General features: G+C 36.2%; 14 protein-coding genes and 1 other annotated feature. Of the genes, 5 read left to right on the top strand and 9 right to left on the bottom strand.

Going from position 1 to position 20,314, the window contains the following annotated elements; genetic code table 11:
• Nucleotides 1-114: 114 nt before the first annotated feature.
• Complete coding sequence (ezrA, locus tag H9655_RS00740) at nt 115-1,812, bottom strand: septation ring formation regulator EzrA (protein ID WP_191809941.1); 1,698 nt, start codon at nt 1,810-1,812, stop codon at nt 115-117.
• A 308-nt stretch (nt 1,813-2,120) separates the two neighbouring features.
• On the opposite strand from ezrA, the gene hisJ reads away from it, so the two are divergent.
• Nucleotides 2,121-2,927, top strand: coding sequence for a histidinol-phosphatase HisJ (gene hisJ, locus H9655_RS00735; RefSeq protein ID WP_191809939.1), 807 nt, complete (start codon nt 2,121-2,123; stop codon nt 2,925-2,927).
• Here the strand turns inward: hisJ and refZ are convergent.
• On the bottom strand, nt 2,913-3,554 hold the full coding sequence (refZ, locus tag H9655_RS00730) for a forespore capture DNA-binding protein RefZ (protein WP_191809937.1): 642 nt from the start codon (nt 3,552-3,554) through the stop codon (nt 2,913-2,915). The genes hisJ and refZ overlap by 15 nt on opposite strands.
• 178 nt (nt 3,555-3,732) lie before the next feature.
• Here refZ and H9655_RS00725 point away from each other — a divergent pair, with 178 nt between their 5' ends.
• Complete coding sequence (locus H9655_RS00725) at nt 3,733-4,212, top strand: GAF domain-containing protein (RefSeq protein ID WP_191809934.1); 480 nt, start codon at nt 3,733-3,735, stop codon at nt 4,210-4,212.
• 66 nt (nt 4,213-4,278) lie between these two features.
• Here H9655_RS00725 and megL read toward each other — a convergent pair whose 3' ends face one another.
• Both megL and H9655_RS00715 read right to left on the bottom strand, forming a co-directional pair.
• Nucleotides 4,279-5,466, bottom strand: a complete 1,188-nt coding sequence (gene megL, locus H9655_RS00720) for a methionine gamma-lyase (RefSeq protein WP_191809932.1) — start codon at nt 5,464-5,466, stop codon at nt 4,279-4,281.
• A 290-nt stretch (nt 5,467-5,756) separates the two neighbouring features.
• Nucleotides 5,757-7,616, bottom strand: a complete 1,860-nt coding sequence (locus H9655_RS00715; RefSeq protein WP_225230357.1) for a sensor domain-containing diguanylate cyclase — start codon at nt 7,614-7,616, stop codon at nt 5,757-5,759.
• 620 nt (nt 7,617-8,236) lie between these two features.
• Between H9655_RS00715 and rpsD the strand changes: the two genes are divergently transcribed.
• On the top strand, nt 8,237-8,839 hold the full coding sequence (rpsD, locus tag H9655_RS00710; RefSeq protein WP_095372261.1) for a 30S ribosomal protein S4: 603 nt from the start codon (nt 8,237-8,239) through the stop codon (nt 8,837-8,839).
• A gap of 116 nt (nt 8,840-8,955) precedes the next feature.
• Here the strand turns inward: rpsD and H9655_RS00705 are convergent, their stop codons facing one another.
• The 4 genes from H9655_RS00705 to H9655_RS00690 all read right to left on the bottom strand — a co-directional run bounded on the left by H9655_RS00705 (nt 8,956) and on the right by H9655_RS00690 (nt 13,978).
• Entirely contained in the window at nt 8,956-9,387 is a 432-nt protein-coding gene (locus H9655_RS00705) for a hypothetical protein (RefSeq protein WP_191809930.1), read from the bottom strand.
• 432 nt (nt 9,388-9,819) lie between these two features.
• Nucleotides 9,820-11,202, bottom strand: a complete 1,383-nt coding sequence (locus H9655_RS00700) for an APC family permease (protein WP_191811305.1) — start codon at nt 11,200-11,202, stop codon at nt 9,820-9,822.
• Nucleotides 11,203-11,222: 20 nt separating this feature from the next.
• On the bottom strand, nt 11,223-12,659 hold the full coding sequence (locus H9655_RS00695) for an aldehyde dehydrogenase family protein (RefSeq protein ID WP_225230355.1): 1,437 nt from the start codon (nt 12,657-12,659) through the stop codon (nt 11,223-11,225).
• Nucleotides 12,656-13,978: an aminotransferase family protein gene (locus tag H9655_RS00690; protein ID WP_191809927.1), complete on the bottom strand. Its 1,323-nt coding sequence runs from the start codon at nt 13,976-13,978 to the stop codon at nt 12,656-12,658. The genes H9655_RS00695 and H9655_RS00690 overlap by 4 nt, the downstream gene beginning before the upstream one ends.
• Before the next feature lie 203 nt (nt 13,979-14,181).
• Here H9655_RS00690 and H9655_RS00685 point away from each other — a divergent pair, with 203 nt between their 5' ends.
• Nucleotides 14,182-15,561: a sigma-54 interaction domain-containing protein gene (locus H9655_RS00685; RefSeq protein ID WP_191809925.1), complete on the top strand. Its 1,380-nt coding sequence runs from the start codon at nt 14,182-14,184 to the stop codon at nt 15,559-15,561.
• Between the two features lie 80 nt (nt 15,562-15,641).
• Here the strand turns inward: H9655_RS00685 and tyrS are convergent, their stop codons facing one another.
• Nucleotides 15,642-16,892: a tyrosine--tRNA ligase gene (gene tyrS, locus H9655_RS00680; RefSeq protein WP_191809923.1), complete on the bottom strand. Its 1,251-nt coding sequence runs from the start codon at nt 16,890-16,892 to the stop codon at nt 15,642-15,644.
• Between the two features lie 65 nt (nt 16,893-16,957).
• Nucleotides 16,958-17,179, bottom strand: a binding site (T-box leader).
• 182 nt (nt 17,180-17,361) lie between these two features.
• Here tyrS and H9655_RS00675 point away from each other — a divergent pair.
• A complete protein-coding gene (locus H9655_RS00675; protein WP_191809921.1) occupies nt 17,362-20,280 on the top strand; it encodes a transglycosylase domain-containing protein in 2,919 nt (972 codons plus the stop codon).
• Nucleotides 20,281-20,314 lie beyond the last annotated feature (34 nt).

Genomic DNA, 20,314 nt, shown 5'->3' with positions numbered 1-20,314 from the left:
GTCATTTCTTATGAGTTTTCGGTCAGTCAATCAAGGTTCTAAATCACTCATTAATCGAAAGACTAACGATTATACAAAAACCTGAAAAAAACTGATGTAGCTTTAATGACCACATCAGTTTTTTTCCTCTTCATCTATCCAATCTTTAATCTTCTCCAACGCTCCTGGTTCAACTTCTTCAATCGCGGTTGCTGCCAGTTCAAGTGCTGCTTTGTATTCATAATTCCTAAAGGCAAGTTCAGCATTCGTAAACTTTTCCTTTAATCCTAGATGACGACTTCGATATCTATTACCATACTGAATGACTTTTTCAGTTAACGAATATGTCTCTATCATATCCTCAGTGTATTCAACTGCCTTCTCTACTGATATAAAGGCTATTTCCATATAATCGTTCACAGAAGAAATATTTAATGGCTTTTCTTCAAGTCGTAAGATAACCTCTTTAATCTGATCGTTTGCTTCTTTCATTACAAATTTATATTCTTCTGGTAATCCTGGAATATTACTTTTTGATACTAAGCGTGCTACGTCACTAACCTGCTTTTTCAACTCGTTAATTTTTTCCCTTGCAACCATTTCATCTTTACGTAGTGCTTCTAATTTTTCGCTAAAACGCGTTTGTTCTTCTTTTATAATATCCAGTTCTTCTTTTACAGCTGTCAATTCTTCTTTTAAAACTGTATGAGGGACTTTTTGTTCCTTGATTTTATCTTCTAATACTTCATATTTTTTAATAGCATTCGTCAGTAGCTTCTGAAGTTTTTCCTGTGTATCACTTTCCGTATCTGGTACATGATATGTATCGGAAATAATTCGCATTTCTTCTATTAAATCCATATGTCTTTCACTGCTATCAATTAAGAGATCTTTTGCCTTGCTTTCTTCTTTAGAAACGAAGTGTTTTGCCATAACTTCCTTTTCTAACAGTTCATATAAACTATCAATTCGTTCCTTAATTTCATCTTGGAGTTCAGAAGCAGCTTTTACGTTTATCTCTTCAACTAACTCAATAATTTTTTTAACTTCTTTTTCAATTTCAATTATATTCTTCTCTACCTGAAGGTGCTCGAGTAGGTAACCTTGCTCCTTCATTTCCTCGAACCCATCCTTTAATTCTGCTAATTGATTAGGCAATTTAGTATTGACCTCAACTAACAATACAGGAATTTGATCTATATGATCGTTCATTTCTTCCATCTTTTGATTTAAAGCAAGAACTAGTTCCCGTGCTTCAAGATAATTACCTTCATTTGTTTTTTGAGTATACAACTCGAATTCATTATGTATTTCACCTAACCTGTTTTCGAGTTGTTCACCCGGCTTACCATAGGCATGACGTTGTGTTAATAACCGCTTTTTATAATTGCGATATGTATCTTTCAACGCTTCCATTTCGAGGCGGTTCTTTTCTTCGCTCCCCACTAACTCTTTTAGCTCTTTTAAAATTTGGTTGATTTGTTCCTCTACTAAGTTCAATTCCGTTTCAATCTTATTTAAGCTTTCCTTTGCTTTATTAAACCGATATTTATCTATGTATTCTTCCGCATCAAATAAAGTCGTTTCAACCTCAGGAAGCTGTGATGTGACGATTTCGTCCCAAGCACTTCGCCACTTTTCAAATAATTCTTCTGTTTGGCCTGTCATATTTAGTGCCTTCACCTTCGATAATTCATCCAAAACAGGGCGATCCATAATTTCAAGCTTCCATGTCTCTAGTCGATCCACTTCCTTGAAGTATTTCTTCTTAAAAAAATACCCTGTAAAATAAATGCATATGAAAACTATGAGTACACCAATTACATATCCCATCTGTAAAGCCCCCTGTTCTGTAACCGAACCAAATATATACTTAAACTAATCATTTTCTTGTTCATTTCAATGCTTTTATGATACCATGTAAACGACATTTTTTGACTATTATTTTAAGATTTTATTGAAATAATTGGACAAAATTTGTATAATCAATCTTTTTACATCTTCAATTGACAGAAAAACTTCTATTTTCCCGGAAAGAAAACCGATTAAAGTTAAATTCTACACGTATAAATGATTATTTTTATTTATCTCATATATCGTACTAAATAACAATTATTTCGCTATGAAAAGGAGCTTTTCACGTGAAAAAAGATGGTCATATTCATACGCCTTATTGCCCTCATGGATCAAAAGATCAAATGAAACATTATATTAATAAAGCGATAGAGCAAGGCTTTACTGATATCACTTTTACTGAGCATGCCCCTTTACCCACTAATTTTATTGATCCTACACCAGCCAAAGATAGTGCAATGAAAAATAGTGATATTGCCAATTATTTAGATGAAGTTGAACAGTTAAAACAACAATATAAAAAGGAGCTCAATATACATATCGGGTTAGAAGTGGATTATATTGAAGGGTACGAAGACGAAATAACGGCTTTTTTGAATAAAATTGGCCCAAATATCGATGACGCCATCTTGTCTGTTCATTTCTTAAAAGGAGAAACTGGTTATCATTGTTTAGACTATAGCCCTGATGTTTTCCAAGAGATGATTAATGAATACGGGTCTATTGATGCTGTCTATCAACATTATTTTCGTACAGTTCAAAAGTCCATCTTAAGCGACCTTGGTCAATATAAACCGACTAGAATGGGTCATATTACTTTAGTTAAAAAATTCCAAAAAAAATTTCCCGTTGAACAGGAATTTGAAAAGGAACTAAGTGATATTTTAAATGCAGTTAAAGAAAAGCATTACGAACTGGACTATAATGCCGCTGGGCTCATTAAACCGCTATGTTCTGAAAGCTACCCTCCGGCATCAGTCGCACAAAAAGCCAAAAGAATGGGCATTCCACTTGTGTTCGGCTCTGACGCTCATCAAGCAAAACTTGTTGGGTACGGTTGGCAGAAGTTAAATTCCCAGTTACAAAACATTTAGCAATGTTACTTGCTGTTCTTTTGACTCTTTTCTACAAACAATATGATCAACCCATGCATGAGTTTCACGTACATACTTTTCCACAAAATAACTTTCATGGGGAACAAGGTAAAGCACTTCTGTTAAGTAATGACTATTAAGAAATGGCATAGTAAGCAGACTCTTCCATTGTAGAATTAAATACGACGCCGTGTTTAGATAGAATTCTTTCGTCTTGAATCCTTGTTCAAATATTTTATTTAAATAATACTTCTCCTTCGTTAAATAAGTGGACATAATTTCTCGGACCATTTGCGAATCGATCGACATTTCTCTAATAATCAGTCTCGTTAATTGCACATTTTCAAATTGGAAATAAAGGATATTTTCAGCAACGGCCTTTAGGGATTGAGTCGCTCCTCGGTCTAAGAGATTATACCCTTTCTCAATTTCTTGAATATATGCTTCATAATATTCCGTTAAGCATTGCTCTAACAAACCATTCTTATTGCCAAAATAATAGGATATATTAGCAACATTTGTTTTTGCTTTATTGGCGATATCCCTAACAGATGTTCCATTGAACCCTTTATGGTTGAAGAGATAGATAGCTGCATCAATTATTGCCACTTTAGCATTTTCTTTCATGCGCTCTTTCGCCTCCCTATAACAAGATTTTTGTTCATATTTCCACTGTTCTTGTTATAATAAATCTATTCTTGCATAAAAGAGATTTTCCTTTTATTAATTGTCGACAAAGTCTCCCCTTTTACCCTATGTTATGGCATAATACCTTAAATACTTAAAGAAAGCATGGTGATGCATGATGTTTAACGTCGAAAATTATCAAGGAAATAAAGAAGAAAATTATCAATTAGTTATTAAGCAACTTGCTGCACTATTAGAAGGTGAAAAAAATACAGTCGCCAACTTAAGTAATGCTTCTGCGTTATTGAATCAATTTTTAGACCGCACCAATTGGGTTGGTTTTTATTTAATGGAAGATGGAGAACTTGTTCTCGGACCATTCCAAGGATTGCCTGCATGTGTAAGAATTCCAGTCGGTAGAGGTGTTTGCGGTACTGCAGCTTCTAAACAAGAAACACAAAGAATTGCAGATGTTCATGCTTTTCCTGGCCATATCGCATGTGATGCGGCTTCTCAATCGGAAATTGTCATTCCCATCGTAAAAGAAGGAACATTATTAGGTGTTTTAGATATTGATTCTCCTGAAAAAAATCGCTTTGATGAAGTAGATGAAAAAATGCTTGAAGCATTTGTAAAAGAATTAGTGAAGTTTTTATAACTGCAAGAAATGCGAACAAATGCAAGAGAGGCTACATGCATTTGTTCGCATGTTGATTAGATGATGTTATTTGCATTGATATAACGCTTCAGAGAGATCTGCTTGAATATCTTCGATCGCTTCTAACCCCACTGAAAGCCGTAATAAATTATCTTCAATCCCCATTTTTTCTCTTTCTTCTTTCGGTACGACAGCATGTGTCATCGTTGCCGGATGTTGAATTAAAGTCTCTGCATCACCTAAACTCACAGCCATTTTAATAAGACTTAGGTGATTCATCAATGCTTGCGCTTCTTTTTGCCCACCTTTAATTTTAAAAGAGATAATGCCCCCAGGTTGCTTCATTTGTTTTGCAACAATCTTAGCTTGTGGATGATCAGCAAAACCTGGATAATAAACTTGCTCAATTTTCTCATGATCTCGTAAAAAATTGGCAAGAATAGCAGCTTGTTGACTGTGTCGATCTAATCGAATAGGTAATGTCTTGATACCTCTTAATAATAACCAAGCATCAAAGGGAGATATAATACCGCCTATATCTTTTCTTGCTTGTCTCGCGATGTCGTCCATCCACTCTTTTTTCCCTGCCACAATGCCAGCAATGACATCTCCATGGCCACACAAATACTTTGTTGCACTATGAACAACAAGATCACACCCAAGTGCAATGGGGTTTTGCAAATACGGGGAACAAAAGGTGTTATCTACTACAACAGGGATTTGTTTTTCTTTACCTATGGCTGCGACCATTTCAAGGTCAACAATATCTAGTGTTGGATTAATCGGTGTTTCGATGTAAATACAAGTGGTTTCTGGTGTAATGCAATTCATTAACTCTTCTCTAGAGCTCATAGGAGAAAACTGATGTGAAATCTGGTATTTTTCTTCTAATAAATGCAATAGACCATATGTGCATCCATATACCCCTTGCGAGCATAAAATATGGTCTCCTGCTTTCGTTAATGTTAGTAAAACAGATGAAACTGCTGCCATTCCAGATCCAAAAGCTAATGCCGATTCTGCGCCTTCTAATTCTGCCATTCGTTTTTCTAAGATTTCAACAGTCGGGTTACCTAAACGTGAATAAACATACCCTGCTTCTTCAGAGGCAAACCTGCGCGCACCTTCTTCTGCACTTGAGAATGTAAATGTCGCTGTTTGAAACAATGGTGGTATTAAACTGCCGTTATAGAATTGACTATCATAACCAGAATGAATACATTTGGTCTCTATTCTTTTCTCGTTACCTTCCAAGGATATCTCCTCCAGGATTATATTTGAAAACGCTTACATAATTATAAAAATAAAAATAGACTTAATTATTATTACAAATATTCCTATAATTTAGAATATGATACAGTCTAAGAATTTTCAACAATTATTATGATTTATAGTTGTCTAACTAAACAAAGAGGGTGGTATAAGTGACAGTAACGAAATACGATTGGCAGTTTGTGATCGATAAATATCCTTTTTAGACATAGACAATCTCATTTTTAAATCCCATCAATTTCATTTCTGTTCCAACTAACCTAACCAACCTCTTAGTCTCTATCCTTTTCTAAAAAAACAACTTTATTTTTCCCTGCATTTTTCGCTTCATATAATGCTACATCCGCACGATGAAATAAGGTTGCATAGCTCTCGTCATCATTCGCTTTCCAATGAGAGACTCCACAAGAAATACTCACGCCTGGACTCGTTAATCGACTCACTTGTTCCTTTAATCTTCTAGCGATTGAAACACCGATCTTCGCATCTACATTAGGAAGATAAATCGCCAGTTCCTCGCCACCCCATCTTGCGCCCACATCACTCGTTCTAATATGATGGATAATAATTTCTGAAACTTGAATAAGGATATCGTCACCGACTTGATGACCATATTCATCATTAATCATTTTAAAATCATCAATATCGATTAATATTAACACACCTTTTTCGTCACTTTTTAGTGACTGTTCTACTTGATTATCCAAATAACTTCGTGAAAATAATTGCGTTAAGTGATCAGTTACGACTAACTTTTCTAATTCCTCTCTTAATAACGAATTCTTAAATGCAAGCGTTGTATGGTGAATTAATGCTTGCAGTAACTTAAATGAATCAAACGGAAAGTAATAAGGCATAGGATGCAAAATCACTACAAACCCCCACACCGCCCCTAAGTTTCCCATTGGTACAGCCATAAGGGAACGGTAACTAGCTTTCGTATGGGGAATCGTTAAATCACCAATAAAGAGCGCATCTTTCTTCTCTAACATCAGTTTTTGCACATGTATGACAAAGTCTTTCGATTTCTTTGCAAAGAAGAAACTTGTGCTACCACTTAAAGGAGTCCATTTTTCACCATCTTGAGACAAGAAAAAGCCCACTTCTTCTGCGTGAAATGATTTCTTTATTTGTTCGGTCATAAAATGAATCGTCTCCGTAAAACGCAGATCAGCATTTAATTGCTGCGATGTTTCATTAATAAATTGCAAATCACCAATTAATTGTTGTGACTGTTGATGTAATTGAATATTTTCAATAATCGCTCCAGTCATTTTCGCAACTAAACCAAAATACTTTTGATCAGCTTTTGGAATCGCATATACCCCTTTAGTAATCACTTGGAGAACACCATACACCCCCTGGCTCCCTATGAATGGAGCATAGAGGACAATATCGGTTGATGTTTGTTCTATCGTCACTTTGCCTGATACATACGCATCAAGTGCGAGACTGTTTTCTTCCTGATAATCTAAATCCCTCACTGGTAATTGATTGATTTCTTCATAATCATGTGTCAACAATAAATAATATTGAAAAGAAGGATATAGCCTCTGCAGAATTTCTAACATCTCACTTAATAATACGTCCAGTTTTAAAATTCTATGAAAACTAAAACGTTCGACAAATGCAAACAATTCCGTGTAATGAAGTTTTTTATCGTATAGCTCATTCATTTTACCTTTAAATAACACATAGGAATTCAAAACATCTGTTAGCTTATTCATAAATGGCTGGTTCAGCATGAGTTGTTGTTGATCCTCCATTAGCAAAACCAAATACTCTGGTATACCATCTAACCGCTGAAGTAAGAATATCAGTAAGTGTCCATCTTTACTCGTATAAACTCCCTGTTTTTTATCGGCATAAAATGGATGGTCTTCGCGATAAATCTCATCGATAGGAATAAAAGCAGGTAAAGGCAATAACTCAGCTTGAAATTCACCTTCAATGACATATGCCTTTTTCCACTCATTCACGAAATAAAATCCTGCTGCGACACATCCTAAACTAGTAGCAACTTCTTTAACAAAAATATCAAATTGATGCTTAGAAGTGCTTTCTTTATATATAAGATCTAATAACTTACTTTTTATTCTTAATAACGCTTTTACTTCCTTTTCCTTATCCATCGTTATATCACCTATATTCAACAGGGGTTTGTTTATCACCCACATTTTAGATAGAATATGTATACTTCAGAGGTATAAAAAATCGCTCCTTAAATGGCACTTATGTCTTTATCTGCGTATAAGCATTGTCATTAACTAATGACATAAGAAAATCATCACTCTTAAATATTTTTAGTATTACACTTAGCTATTTTTTTCTATACTATAGTTCTTTTAACCTAACTAAAATAGATACTTTAGAACTATATTATATCATATATTTTACAATATCAAACATTCTTTATCATCGTTTTGCTATATTCATAAGGAAATGACTCATTTTCACTTAAGTGTTTTCAACTTAAATCTTTTACATCGAAGATTAATAATTGACTCCATGTTACACTTAGCAAAATATTGACTTCTAATGATTAAAGATTGTATAATAGTCTTTGTGTAAAATATCGCAGCTTTTGTGTGTACTTTAATGTTTCATTTTGTTCCTCTAACAATCTTTGTTGATGGGGTATTGTGTAACCCTCTGCTGCGAGGGCGAAGATACTTGAAAACAAAATGTACGTAAAGCTGACCACAACTGTTTTTATTTTACCCAAATAAAAACAAAAAGGAGGAGTCATATTATGGCTCGTTATACTGGCCCAAGCTGGAAATTATCTCGTCGTCTTGGTATTTCTCTAAGCGGCACTGGTAAAGAATTAGAAAAGCGTCCTTACGCTCCTGGACAACATGGTCCTAACCAACGTAAAAAATTATCTGAGTACGGATTACAATTACAAGAGAAGCAAAAGCTTCGTCACATGTATGGTGTAAACGAACGCCAATTCCGTAACTTATTCGATAAAGCTGGTAAAATGACTGGTAAACACGGTGAAAACTTCATGATTCTTTTAGAATCTCGTTTAGACAACGTTGTTTATCGTCTAGGTTTATCTCGTACTCGTCGTCAAGCTCGTCAACTTGTGAACCACGGTCACATCTTAGTTGATGGCAAGCGTGTAGATATCCCTTCTTACCGCATGCAACCAGGTCAAACAATTACTCTTCGCGAAAAATCTCGTAACCTAGATATCGTGAAAGAAGCAGTTGAAGTTAGCAACTTTGTACCTGATTTCGTATCTTTCGATGCAGATAAACTTGAAGGTTCTTTCACTCGTTTACCAGAGCGTTCTGAACTTCCAGCAGAAATTAACGAATCTCTTATCGTTGAGTTCTACTCTCGTTAATCTGATTCAAAAAAACCCACTATATGTGGGTTTTTTTTTTATAATAGTGATAATACTCAAACAAGATGGCACCCATCTCAGATTCAATACCTTATACATATCACCTTAAAGTTAACTTATTCTTTAAAAGTTAGATTATCTAATAAATATTTTGCAATATTCTTAAATAAAGATTGTTTTTCCAAACTTTGCAAAAGATATATTGGATTAACATGTGAAGGAAGAAATTGTTTGATGTAAAACTCAAATTCTTCATAACTTGGTTTTTCATCGGAAAACAACTGTTGCTCATTAATATGGAATTTATTTAATTCTTCTATTAAGCCTTCTGCTATTTCTGGTTGACCTTTTTTATACTCGGAAAAAACCGTTTTATTTCTAATATTTAATATAACTAAAATGTCTTTGATTAAATTAGATTGCTTTTCAGTAATATCATGATCTAATAAATACATGAAATATGGATAATCATCATTTGGAACCGCCATTTTTAACAATTTTATTTGGAATTTCAATAATTTAAGTTCTTCTTCTATTTGTTGGTTCAATATTAAACAACTCCAATTAATTTCTATTACTATGAAATATGTTTATTTACATCAGTTCTTAAAACGTTCAATATTTCAGATAACTCTTAAGATTACAGCTTCATTTCCGTACAATCAACAAACAAGTCATAATCCGGGCCATTGATAGGACCGATATTGCCATACTCCTCAACAATAAGTTTTTCTTCCTCCATCGTTATTTGTCCTGACAGACATATTTACTCTTTTACTTGTTTCATTCACATAATCGTTGCTTTTTTCATTTCCTTATCACTTGTTATTCTGGTCTAACCAATAAACAAGTGATAAGGCTACATAAAATGATTAGTCTCCTATAATTAGGAAAATTTTCTCTAACATTATAGAAATAGGCACAAAAAAACACCCTAATAGGGTGCAAAACCTTGCTATATTTGGAAACAAATAGAATGGTTACATTGTTTTTGAATTAGATATATCTTTGTTACTCTTCATATAAGTTTCCCGCTTAAGATAGATTAATAGCCCCCCTATAATCCACCAACCTGCAAAAATGACCCATTCATATGGCCAGATTAATGCAGCAGGCATTCCTGGGAAGAAGAGGACAATAAAACCGATACTTAATAGAACCGCTAACCATCCAACAATATTAGAATTCCCTGCTTTGAATGGTCGAGGCATATTTGGCTCATTTTTCCGTAGTTGTAAAAAGGCAATAGAGACGATTAAATAAGCAAATAGAACTGCCAACCCACCAGCGTCTACTAACCATACAAGCATGGGACGACCTAAGAGTGGCGCTAACATGGATAGTCCACCAATAAAAAGAATCGCATTCGTTGGTGTTTTATTTTTCGGATGTAAGCGACCAAACCAAGCAGGAATCATTTCCTTCTCTGCCATTGAGCATAGAATACGACTCCCACCAATAATAAAGGCATTCCAACTCGTTAGTATCCCAGCAATTCCTCCAAGAATCAAAATGGTCGCAAAATGATCAGAACCATATATGTTTGCCATCGCATCCGCCGTTGGTAAAACTGATGTCGAAAGAATAGATTTGTCTACTGCTATTCCTACTGCTATGACTACGCCAATATAAAATATAACAGCAAAGGCGACTGACATGATTAAAAGTCGTCCAATCGATTTTGGAGGTACATTCATTTCTTCAGCTGTCTGTGGGATAACGTCAAACCCGACAAACATAAATGGAGTCATTACTAAAACAACGATAATACCTGAAACGCCCCCTACAAAAAGTGGCTCTGCATCTGCTAAACTTCCAGTCACTCCAGCACCGGCAATGAGCATGACACCAATTAAAGCAATCACAATCGTTAATACCATCTGTAAAAAGGCAGCTGATTTTACACCAAAGAAGTTAAAAATGGTGACAAATAGAGCGCCTGCTACACCTACTAAAACCCAAGAGAGATAGACATCATAATCATTGATTGTGTACATAAAACCAACTTTGTAATTAGGAAACAAATATTCTACAACAGTCGGCAAGGCAACTGCTTCAAAAGCGACGACTGATATATAGCAAAGCGCTAACCCCCAGGCAGCAATAAAAGCAGATTTACGTCCAATACCTCTTTCGGCAAAAATCATCGTTCCCCCATTTGTCGGCATCGCCGATGATAACTCGGCATAAGCAAGTCCGACAAAAGAAACTAAAATACCGCCAACAATAAAGGCAATCATTGCTCCCACAGAACCGGCAGTATGAACCCAGTTGCCTGAAAGCACAACCCACCCCCAGCCAATCATTGCACCAAAAGACAAAAACAACACATCGAATCGAGATAGGACTTTATTTTTGTTAATAAAATTCAACCCTTTCAGATTTAATCGTAATCTAATGTTTCAAAAGTTTGTATAGACACTGTTTTGATCTCTGTGAAAAACTCAACTGCGGCTTGTCCTTGTTCTCTGCTGCCTGAGCTTGATGCCTTCATTCCACCAAATGGCGCTTGCGGTTCTGCACCTCCAGTCTCTCCATTTACTTGAACCATACCTGCTTCAGCATGTTGAATAAAATGAAAGGCCTGATGAAGATTATTCGTGAAAATAGAAGCGCTTAGTCCATATTTTGAGGAATTAGCTGCTTCTAAAGCCTCCTTGTAATTCGCTACTTTCCTTAAACAAAGAACCGGGCCAAAGATTTCTTCCTTAACAATCGTCATGTCTTCTTTCACATTTTCAAAAATTGTCGGTTGAATGTAGTAACCATTATGCCAATATCCATCAGCAAGCGGCTGCCCACCGCAAACAAGCTTTGCACCTTCTTCCAGTCCTTTTTGGATATAGGATTGTACTTTTTCATATTGTCTCTTTGATACCACCGGACCAATATCTGTCACCTCTGATAATGGATTCCCTATTTTCAATTCATTGCATATATTCTTCAATATTGTTTTAAAAGAATCATAGACTGCTTCCTCAACATAAACAATGCCCGTTGCTGTACAACGTTGCCCAGACTGTTTCATTGCACCGTCTATACATGATTGTGCAGCAAAAGATAAATCACAATCAGCCAATACAATCGCGGGGTTTTTTCCGCCTAACTCGAGTTGATACTTCTTTTGCTGAGATGCAGCAGTAATCGCAATTTGATTGCCTACTTGGTTTGACCCTGTAAATGTAACTGCAGTCATGTCTTTATGACAAACTAGCGCCTCGCCAATCGTTGTGCCTGAACCATTAACCATTTGTAGCACATCTTTAGGTAACCCTGCTTGCCACAGAATTTCAGCTACTTTTATTGCTGTTAATGTTGACTCCTCTGATGGTTTCCAAACAACTGTATTTCCAAAAACCAATGCAGGGGCCATTTTCCATATTGGGATGGCGATTGGAAAATTCCATGGAGAAATAACGGCTATCGGTCCAATTGGCACTCGAGAAGAGTAGAGGGTTTTTCCTATAAACGCAGAAGGGAGATGCTCTCCAATTTGTCTCCATCCCTCTTGCCCATAATAGCGAAGAATCGCTGCTGCTCTTCCTATTTCACCTCTTGTCTCTCTTATCACCTTGCCTGTTTCTTTTGTCGCAAGTATAGCCACTTCTTCCATATTTGCTTCTAATAGATCTGCAGCTACACGTAAAATATCGCCACGTTCTATTGAAGGCTTGTTTTTCCAGTTTATAAAGGCTTGCTTAGCAGAAGTAGCCGCAATGTCTACTTCCGCCAAGGATGATTCTTCTACTTTTCCGATTAATTCATCAATATTAGCAGGGTTATAGCGCATATATGTTTTTTTATTTGTATCAACCTTCAACCTTTTAACACCTCTCCCTTGATATTTACGATCGCTTGGTCGAGGATATTAATCATTTGCTCCACTTCTGCTTCGTTTATGATGAGGGGCGGCGAGAAAACAATTGAGTCATGATCATACGTAACTGTTCGCAAAATCAACCCTAGCTTAGCGGCTTCCTTCACAATGAGTGGACTTACATATTCATCAAAACGCTCACCAGATTGACTATCTTTGACAATATCAATCCCACCTAGTAAACCAAACCCTCTTGCATTTGTCACGATTTCATGTTTTCCTTCTAAGTACTTCAGCCCTTTATATAATACTTCTCCCATTTTTTCCGCATTCTCAATAAGACCGTCTCTTTCGATGATTTCAATATTTTTCAAAGCAACATTACAGGCTACCGGGTGACCGCTATACGTATAACCATGCAACAAAGTACCTTTTGAAAGCGTCTTGAAATCATTGTGAAGGCGATTATTAAGCGCGACACCACCTAATTGGGCATATCCACTTGTTACACCTTTGGCAAAACAAAGCATATCTGGTTGAATGGCATCATGTTCAATGGCAAAGTATTTTCCCGTTCTTCCAAAGCCTGTAATGACTTCATCGATAATCATTAAGATGCCATACTCATCACATATTTTTCTTATCTCTTTAAAGTAGCCTTCTGGAGGGAGATTGACTCCGCCTGCTCCTTGAACAATTTCAGTAATAAAAGCTGCTATCGTCTCTGGCCCTTCCTCTTCTATTAATGTACGGAATTCTTCTACACTCGAATTTACATAGTGAAAATGAGGCGCATTAGCATTTGTAAAATCTCGAAACGGTTTTAACCCTGTAGCACTTGTAGCCCCCATTGCCACACCATGATACGACATTTTCCGGGAAATAATTTTTTGACGCTCTGGTTGCCCTTTTAATATCCAATAATGTCGTGCTAATTTAAATGCCGTATCGTTTGATTCGGATCCACCTGATGTAAAAAAGACAGCATTAAGATCCCCAGGTAATATTTTTGACAACTTTTCTGCTAAGCGAATCGCAGGCTCATTACTAAAAGTACTAAAATTAGATGTAAAGGCAAGTTTAGACATTTGTTCATAAGCTGCTTCAGCCATTTCCTTCACCCCATGGCCGATATTGACATTCCAAAGCGAGGACATCCCATCAATCACTTTATGTCCGTTCGAATCTGTTAAATATACGCCCTTACCCTCTGTGAAGATATGGCTCGGACCTTCCGCTTGTTGCTGTGCAATTGAGCTAGTTGGATGGATAAAATGCTTCTTATCTAATTCAGATAACTCTGTCGTTAATAATGTTGTCATAGTCAATTCCTCCATTAGGTGATTATTTTGAATAATATTATTTACTCTGCAAGTCTTATGCCAAATATATAAAACTTATTAAATCAGGAAACTTTTTTTATGATTAATTCATTTTTGATTTATTTAATCAATAAATTAATTATTAATTATATTTTGAATTATTGTATAATTAGAGAGAGCTTTATATACAAAGGAGTGTTTATATGGAAAACTCATCACTTCATTCTTTAATTGAAACGATTGTTCTCACTTCCAATAATAATATTACAATTACAAATGGCGCCGGCGAAATCTTATATTTCAATCCAAAGCATTGGACTGTTTATGGTGTAAAGCAAGAGGATTGCTTAGGTAAAACGGTTTATGAATTAGAAGCAAAAGGCGTATTTAATCCTTCGATTACAGCACTTGTAATAAAAAAGAAACAACAAGTAGAACTGATGCAGCAAACGTTAACAGGTAAAACCATTATGACCACCGCCTACCCAATTTTTGATTCTAACAATCAAATACAATTTGTAGTGAGCTATGCCCAAGATCAAACAGAAATAAATAAACTTCATCTCCAATATAAAGAGCTAGAGAGACAAATCCAGAATTATCAACAAGTCGTAAAAGCACTTAGACAACAAGAAACTGCCCAATATCGCAATAAAAAAATGGAAGAAATCAAACGAACGATTCATCGGGTAGCCAATACGAACGCAACAATCTTGTTATTAGGTGAATCTGGTGTTGGGAAAAGTATGTGGGCAAGAAAAATCCATCAGCTAAGTAACGAAAGAAACGAACCCTTAATTGAGGTAAACTGTAGTACCATTCCAGAAAGTTTATTCGAAACGGAGTTATTTGGTTATGAGCCAGGAAGCTTCACTGGGGCACATAAGCAAGGGAAAAAGGGGTTAATTGAACAGGCACATCATGGCACATTATTTTTAGATGAGATTGGAGAATTATCCTTGTCTTTACAAGTGAAATTGTTAAAAGTACTTGTAGAGAAGAAGTTTAAAAGAGTTGGTAGTAATACAGATCGGACGAGTCATTTTAGACTGATTACTGCAACAAATCGTCCATTAGAAGAAATGGTTAATAAAGGTGAATTCCGCCTTGACCTTTACTATCGTATCAATGTCATTCCGATCGAAATTCCCCCTTTAAAAAAGCGGAAAGAAGACATCGTTTTTTTAGCCAGTCATTATCTGTCCATCATGAACAATAAATATCATATGGAGAAAGAACTTCATACAGAGACTTACGAATATTTAACAGAGTATCATTGGCCAGGAAATGTGCGCGAGCTAGAGAATTTAATAGAAAGACTTGTCTTAACAGTTGATTCTATCATTATCTATCCTAGCCACCTACCCCAAGCACTCTTTAAAAACAAGCAAATGGAACCGGACATCATTGATTTACCCCTACCAAAAAATAATGAAAGCTTAAAAGCAAGGTTAGAAAGAATTGAAAAACATATCCTCTTACATACATATAAACAATATCCTTCAAGCTATAAAGTCGCTGATTTGTTAGGCATTAGCCAAGCATCTGCTGCCAGAAAGCTCAAGAAATATCGAGCAGAATAAGAATCAAGCCAATATGAGGTACATCTTCTTAAAATAAAAAAAGAGCCTTCTTAAGTTTTAGTTTAAGAAGGCTGTTCATTTTAATATTGAATTAATGTATATTTCTTCTTACCGCGACGAATAACAGTAAATTGCCCCTCTATTTTATCTTGCTCACTCAACTGATAATCAACCTCTTGCATCCGATCACCGTTAATGTAGATTGCACCGTTCGTTACGTCTTCTCTCGCTTGTCTTTTTGATGGTGATATTTTAGCCTCTACAAGCAAATCAACAATATTACCCTCGCCGTTATGTTGATAAGAAGGAACATCTTTAAATCCTTCCTTTACTTCCGCAGCGGTTAATTCTTTAATTTGTCCACTGAATAACGCTTCAGTAATCTTCAATGCTTGATTTAATGCTGTCTCACCATGTATTTGTCTCGTCATTTCTTCTGCTAATGCTTTTTGTGCTTTACGTAAATGAGGCTCTTCTTGCACAGCTACTTCCAAAGCTTCGATTTCTTCACGTGATAGGAATGTGAAGTATTTCAAGTATTTAATGACATCTGCATCTGCCGTATTTATCCAGAACTGATAAAACTCATAAGGTGACGTTTTTTCCGCATCTAACCAAATAGCTCCACCTTCTGTTTTTCCAAACTTCGTACCATCTGCTTTTGTAACAAGTGGAATGGTCATACCGTATGCTTTCGCGCCTTCTCCAACCATTTTACGGATAAGCTCAAGCCCAGTTGTAATATTTCCCCACTGATCACTGCCGCCAATTTGAATTTTACATTGGTGATTTTCATAAAGATGCTTGAAGTCCATCCCTTGTAAAATCGTATAAGTGAATTCCGTAAAAGAAATGCCTGATTCTAACCTTTTAGCAATCGTATCTTTTGCTAACATATAATTCACACCAATATGTTTACCATAATCCCTAAGGAAAGTGACAATATTCATATTCGATGTCCAGTCGTAATTATTGACTAATGTCGCTCCATTATCTCCTTCAAAATCAAAAATACGTTCTAATTGCTGTGATAAAGAGGCAACATTTTCTTGGACTTTCTCAATCGTTTGTAAAGTTCTTTCTTCTGTCGCCTTCGGATCACCAATTAATCCTGTTGCACCTCCCACTAACACAATCGGACGATGCCCAGCGTTTTGAAATCTTCTCAATGTTAAGAAGGGTAATAAATGACCAATATGCATACTATCACCAGTCGGGTCCATCCCACAATATAAGGATATTTTTTCTTTTTCTAAAAGATCCTTCATTCCTTCCTCATCTGTTTGTTGATAAATAATGCCTCTCCACTGTAAATCTTCTAATAAATTCATGCGCTTTTCCTCCTTTATTTTATAAAAGATCAATTTTTAACCAAAAAAAATACGCCCCTGCTCATCGCAGGGACGCATTTCTTTGCGCGGTACCACCCAGTTTGAGAACACCATCATTCTCCACTCTTCACTGATAACGGAAAAACCGTTTACTACTACTAGATCAATCGTTCGCAGTAAAAGCTCAGGGAGGTATTTCGCACTTCTATTTGTATCGACTCACAGCAATCCGTCGACTTTCTGAAACAGGGATAGAATGACTACTTATGACCCATCAACGCTAATATTAAATTGAATCGTAATAATGCATTTTTATCACAAAAGAATAACCAATGTCAATATGACGTTTTTTTCATCTATTTATATCATCATACTAAGAAAAATATGAATTTTGTACTTTATGACGAACCTTGTCATATTCCCTGTTGGGTTATGCTATAATGTATTTGATTTTAGGAGGGATGAACGAATGAATGAAACCTTCAGCAAGATAAAAGAAAAAGCAAAAGCCGCATTCGGTTTTTTAACTCATAATGAAACCAAAAAAGGCGCACGTATTACATATCAAGTTATATGGAACTTATTATTAATTTTTGCGATTACCGCTATTTTAGGTGGGGCATTTGCAGGTGCCACAGGTATTGGCTATTTTGCTTCTCTTGTTAAAGATGAACCCCTTCGTTCTTATGAAAATATGCAAAAGGAAATCTATAATTATGAGGAAACCTCAAAATTATATTTCGCTGGTGATGTATATTTAGGAAATGTAAGAACGGACCTTGAAAGAGAAGAAGTGAAGTTAGAAAATGTTTCACCGTATTTGCAGGATGCTGTTATTGCCACAGAGGATGAATATTTTTATGAGCATGAAGGTGTAGTGCCAAAAGCGATCCTCCGTGCACTGTTTCAAGAAGTCACAAACGCCTCTACTCAATCTGGCGGAAGTACATTAACGCAACAACTGATAAAAAACCAGATCTTAACAAACGAAGTTTCTTTTGATCGAAAAGCAAAAGAAATCTTACTCGCATTAAGGCTAGAGAATTATTTCGATAAAGAAGAGATTCTTGAAGCTTATTTAAATGTCTCTACTTTTGGCCGTAATGCGGAAGGTAGAAATATCGCTGGCGTTCAGGCTGCTGCCCAAGGTTTATTTGGTGTTGATGCTAAAGATGTGTCGATTCCGCAAGCAGCTTTCATTGCAGGTATGCCCCAGTCTCCTTTTGGTTACACACCATTCCAACAAGGTGGTGGCTTGAAGGATGAGGAGTCTCTGCAGCCAGGCATTGATCGTATGAAAGTCGTACTGAAGAGAATGTACGATGATGAAAGAATTACAGAAAAAGAATACAAAGAAGCTAGCGAGTATAATATTGTTGCTGATTTTAGAAAACCAAAAAATGATGATGCAATTGAAAAATACCCTTATTTAACTTATGAAATCCAAGACCGCGCAAAGGAACTTTTAGCATCCATCTTAGCCGAACAAGATGGCTATGAAGAAGCTGATTTAACTGGCGACCTTAAAAACGAATATCTTATTTTAGCTGATCGAGCATTAAGACAGAATGGTTATCATGTCCACTCAACTATTGATAAAGATATTTATGAAGCTTGGCAAAAAGTAGTTAAAGATTATCCTAACTACGGACCAGCCAAAAGTGCGACCTATGTAATCGATGGTGAAGAAAAAGAAGTAATGGAACCTGTAGAAGTTGGTGGACAACTGATTGAAAACAGTACAGGGAAAATTCTGAGCTTTGTTGGGGGTCGTGGCAAGGGTGTATCATTAAATGAGGATCTTAACCATGCAACCGATACTTTAAGACCAAACGGCTCAACCATGAAACCGTTACTTGTTTATGGTCCTGCATTCGAACTTGGTGCAGCACAACCAGGAAGTATTCTTCCCGATGTGCCACTGCGATTAAACCCAGGTTCAAGTGACTATTGGCCAAAAAACTATTCTTTTACCTACCATGGTTTAGTTTCAGCAAGGTATGCACTTGAACAATCTTATAACGTACCAGCCGTTAAACTTTATACCGATATTTTAAGCCAAAACCCGGCACAATATCTTGAAAAGATGGGTATAACCACCTTAACTGAAGAAGATAAAACGAATAGATCAGCTGCATTAGGTTCATTAACAAACGGTGTTTCCGTTGAAGAGAATACGAATGCATTCACTACATTTGCTAATAACGGTAAATTCGTAGATGCTTATATGATTGAAAAAATTACTGATAAAGAAGGCAATGTTATCTACGAACATGAAACGAAAGAAGTGGAAGTCTTTACACCGCAAACCGCATACTTAACAATAGATGTGATGCGTGGGGTTATTAATAATGGGACAGCCACTGCTGTTAAAAACCGTTTAAAATTCAGTGCCGATTGGGCAGGTAAGACAGGGACAGGTAATAATTTTGAAGATGCTTGGTTTGTCGCATCTAACCCAAATGTCACTGCTGGTCTATGGAGTGGCTACGATACGCCTAAGTCTCTAAAAGCAAGTGGTAGCTTATCTTATAGCGCACGTAATAATTACTTATGGGCAGATTTGATGAACGCTACTTATGATGTAAATCCTGAGCTCATGAAACCGGATAAAACCTTTAAACGGCCTGATGGTATAGTCAGTCGCTCATTCTGTGCAATTAGTGGTTTAATCCCGTCTCAAGCATGCTCTGCAGCAGGACTTGTTGATACTGACATCTTTAATGCAAAATACGTTCCATCTAGATCAGATGATAGTCTTGGCACAGGTAGAATTGTCCATATTGGAGATAGAAAGTATTTGGCACTTGAATCTACACCAGCGGAATTTTCTGAGCCTGGTATGGTTATAGATGCCGCGTATATTGAAAAACTATTTGGCATTAAAGCGAATCCAAGTGACTTATTACCGAAAAGGGATAAATGGGCTAAAGTACTCGTGGCAGCCGATAAAATGAGTGAAAATGGCAAAAAACCAGCTGCACCAAATGCTCAATCATCAGGTAACTCCATCACATGGGGGCAACACCCTGAAAATGACGTCATTGGCTATCGTGTATATAAAGACGGTAAAAAAGTAGCCAGCATTAAAGCAGGTGACTCCTTAGGCTATAAAGGTGGCAATGGTGAATACCATGTTACAGCAGTGGATATTGCCGGTAACGAATCTTCACCTTCAAGCAAAGTACAAGTTGGCAATGTGAAAAAAGAAGAAAAGCCGAAAAAAGAAGAAAAAGCAAAAGAAAACAAGCCTAAAGAGGAACAAACAGAACAGGAAACAGAAACAGATAGCAAACCAGAAGAAACACCTGAAGAGGAAAAACCTCAAGAAGAAACTGAAAATCCTCCAGCGGAAGAAGATCAACCGGATACGAGTGATGAAGAATAAACAAAGAGAAATACGATTATTCCTGATTTAGAAG

This window comes from Cytobacillus stercorigallinarum, from assembly GCF_014836495.1.
Taxonomy (GTDB): Bacteria; Bacillota; Bacilli; order Bacillales; family Cytobacillaceae; genus Cytobacillus; species Cytobacillus stercorigallinarum.
Note: the sequence above shows the minus strand (reverse complement) of the source record. Positions and strands in the feature narration are given on the sequence as shown.

Excerpts from the sequence above, each read along its gene's own strand:
- ezrA (WP_191809941.1), bottom strand. The coding sequence starts at position 1,812 with ATGGGATATGTAATTGGTGTACTCATAGTTTTCATATGCATTTATTTT.
- refZ (WP_191809937.1), bottom strand. The coding sequence starts at position 3,554 with ATGAAAGAAAATGCTAAAGTGGCAATAATTGATGCAGCTATCTATCTC.
- H9655_RS00725 (WP_191809934.1), top strand. The coding sequence starts at position 3,733 with ATGTTTAACGTCGAAAATTATCAAGGAAATAAAGAAGAAAATTATCAA.
- H9655_RS00715 (WP_225230357.1), bottom strand. The coding sequence starts at position 7,616 with ATGGATAAGGAAAAGGAAGTAAAAGCGTTATTAAGAATAAAAAGTAAG.
- rpsD (WP_095372261.1), top strand. The coding sequence starts at position 8,237 with ATGGCTCGTTATACTGGCCCAAGCTGGAAATTATCTCGTCGTCTTGGT.
- H9655_RS00690 (WP_191809927.1), bottom strand. The coding sequence starts at position 13,978 with ATGACAACATTATTAACGACAGAGTTATCTGAATTAGATAAGAAGCAT.
- H9655_RS00685 (WP_191809925.1), top strand. The coding sequence starts at position 14,182 with ATGGAAAACTCATCACTTCATTCTTTAATTGAAACGATTGTTCTCACT.
- tyrS (WP_191809923.1), bottom strand. The coding sequence starts at position 16,892 with ATGAATTTATTAGAAGATTTACAGTGGAGAGGCATTATTTATCAACAA.
- H9655_RS00675 (WP_191809921.1), top strand. The coding sequence starts at position 17,362 with ATGAATGAAACCTTCAGCAAGATAAAAGAAAAAGCAAAAGCCGCATTC.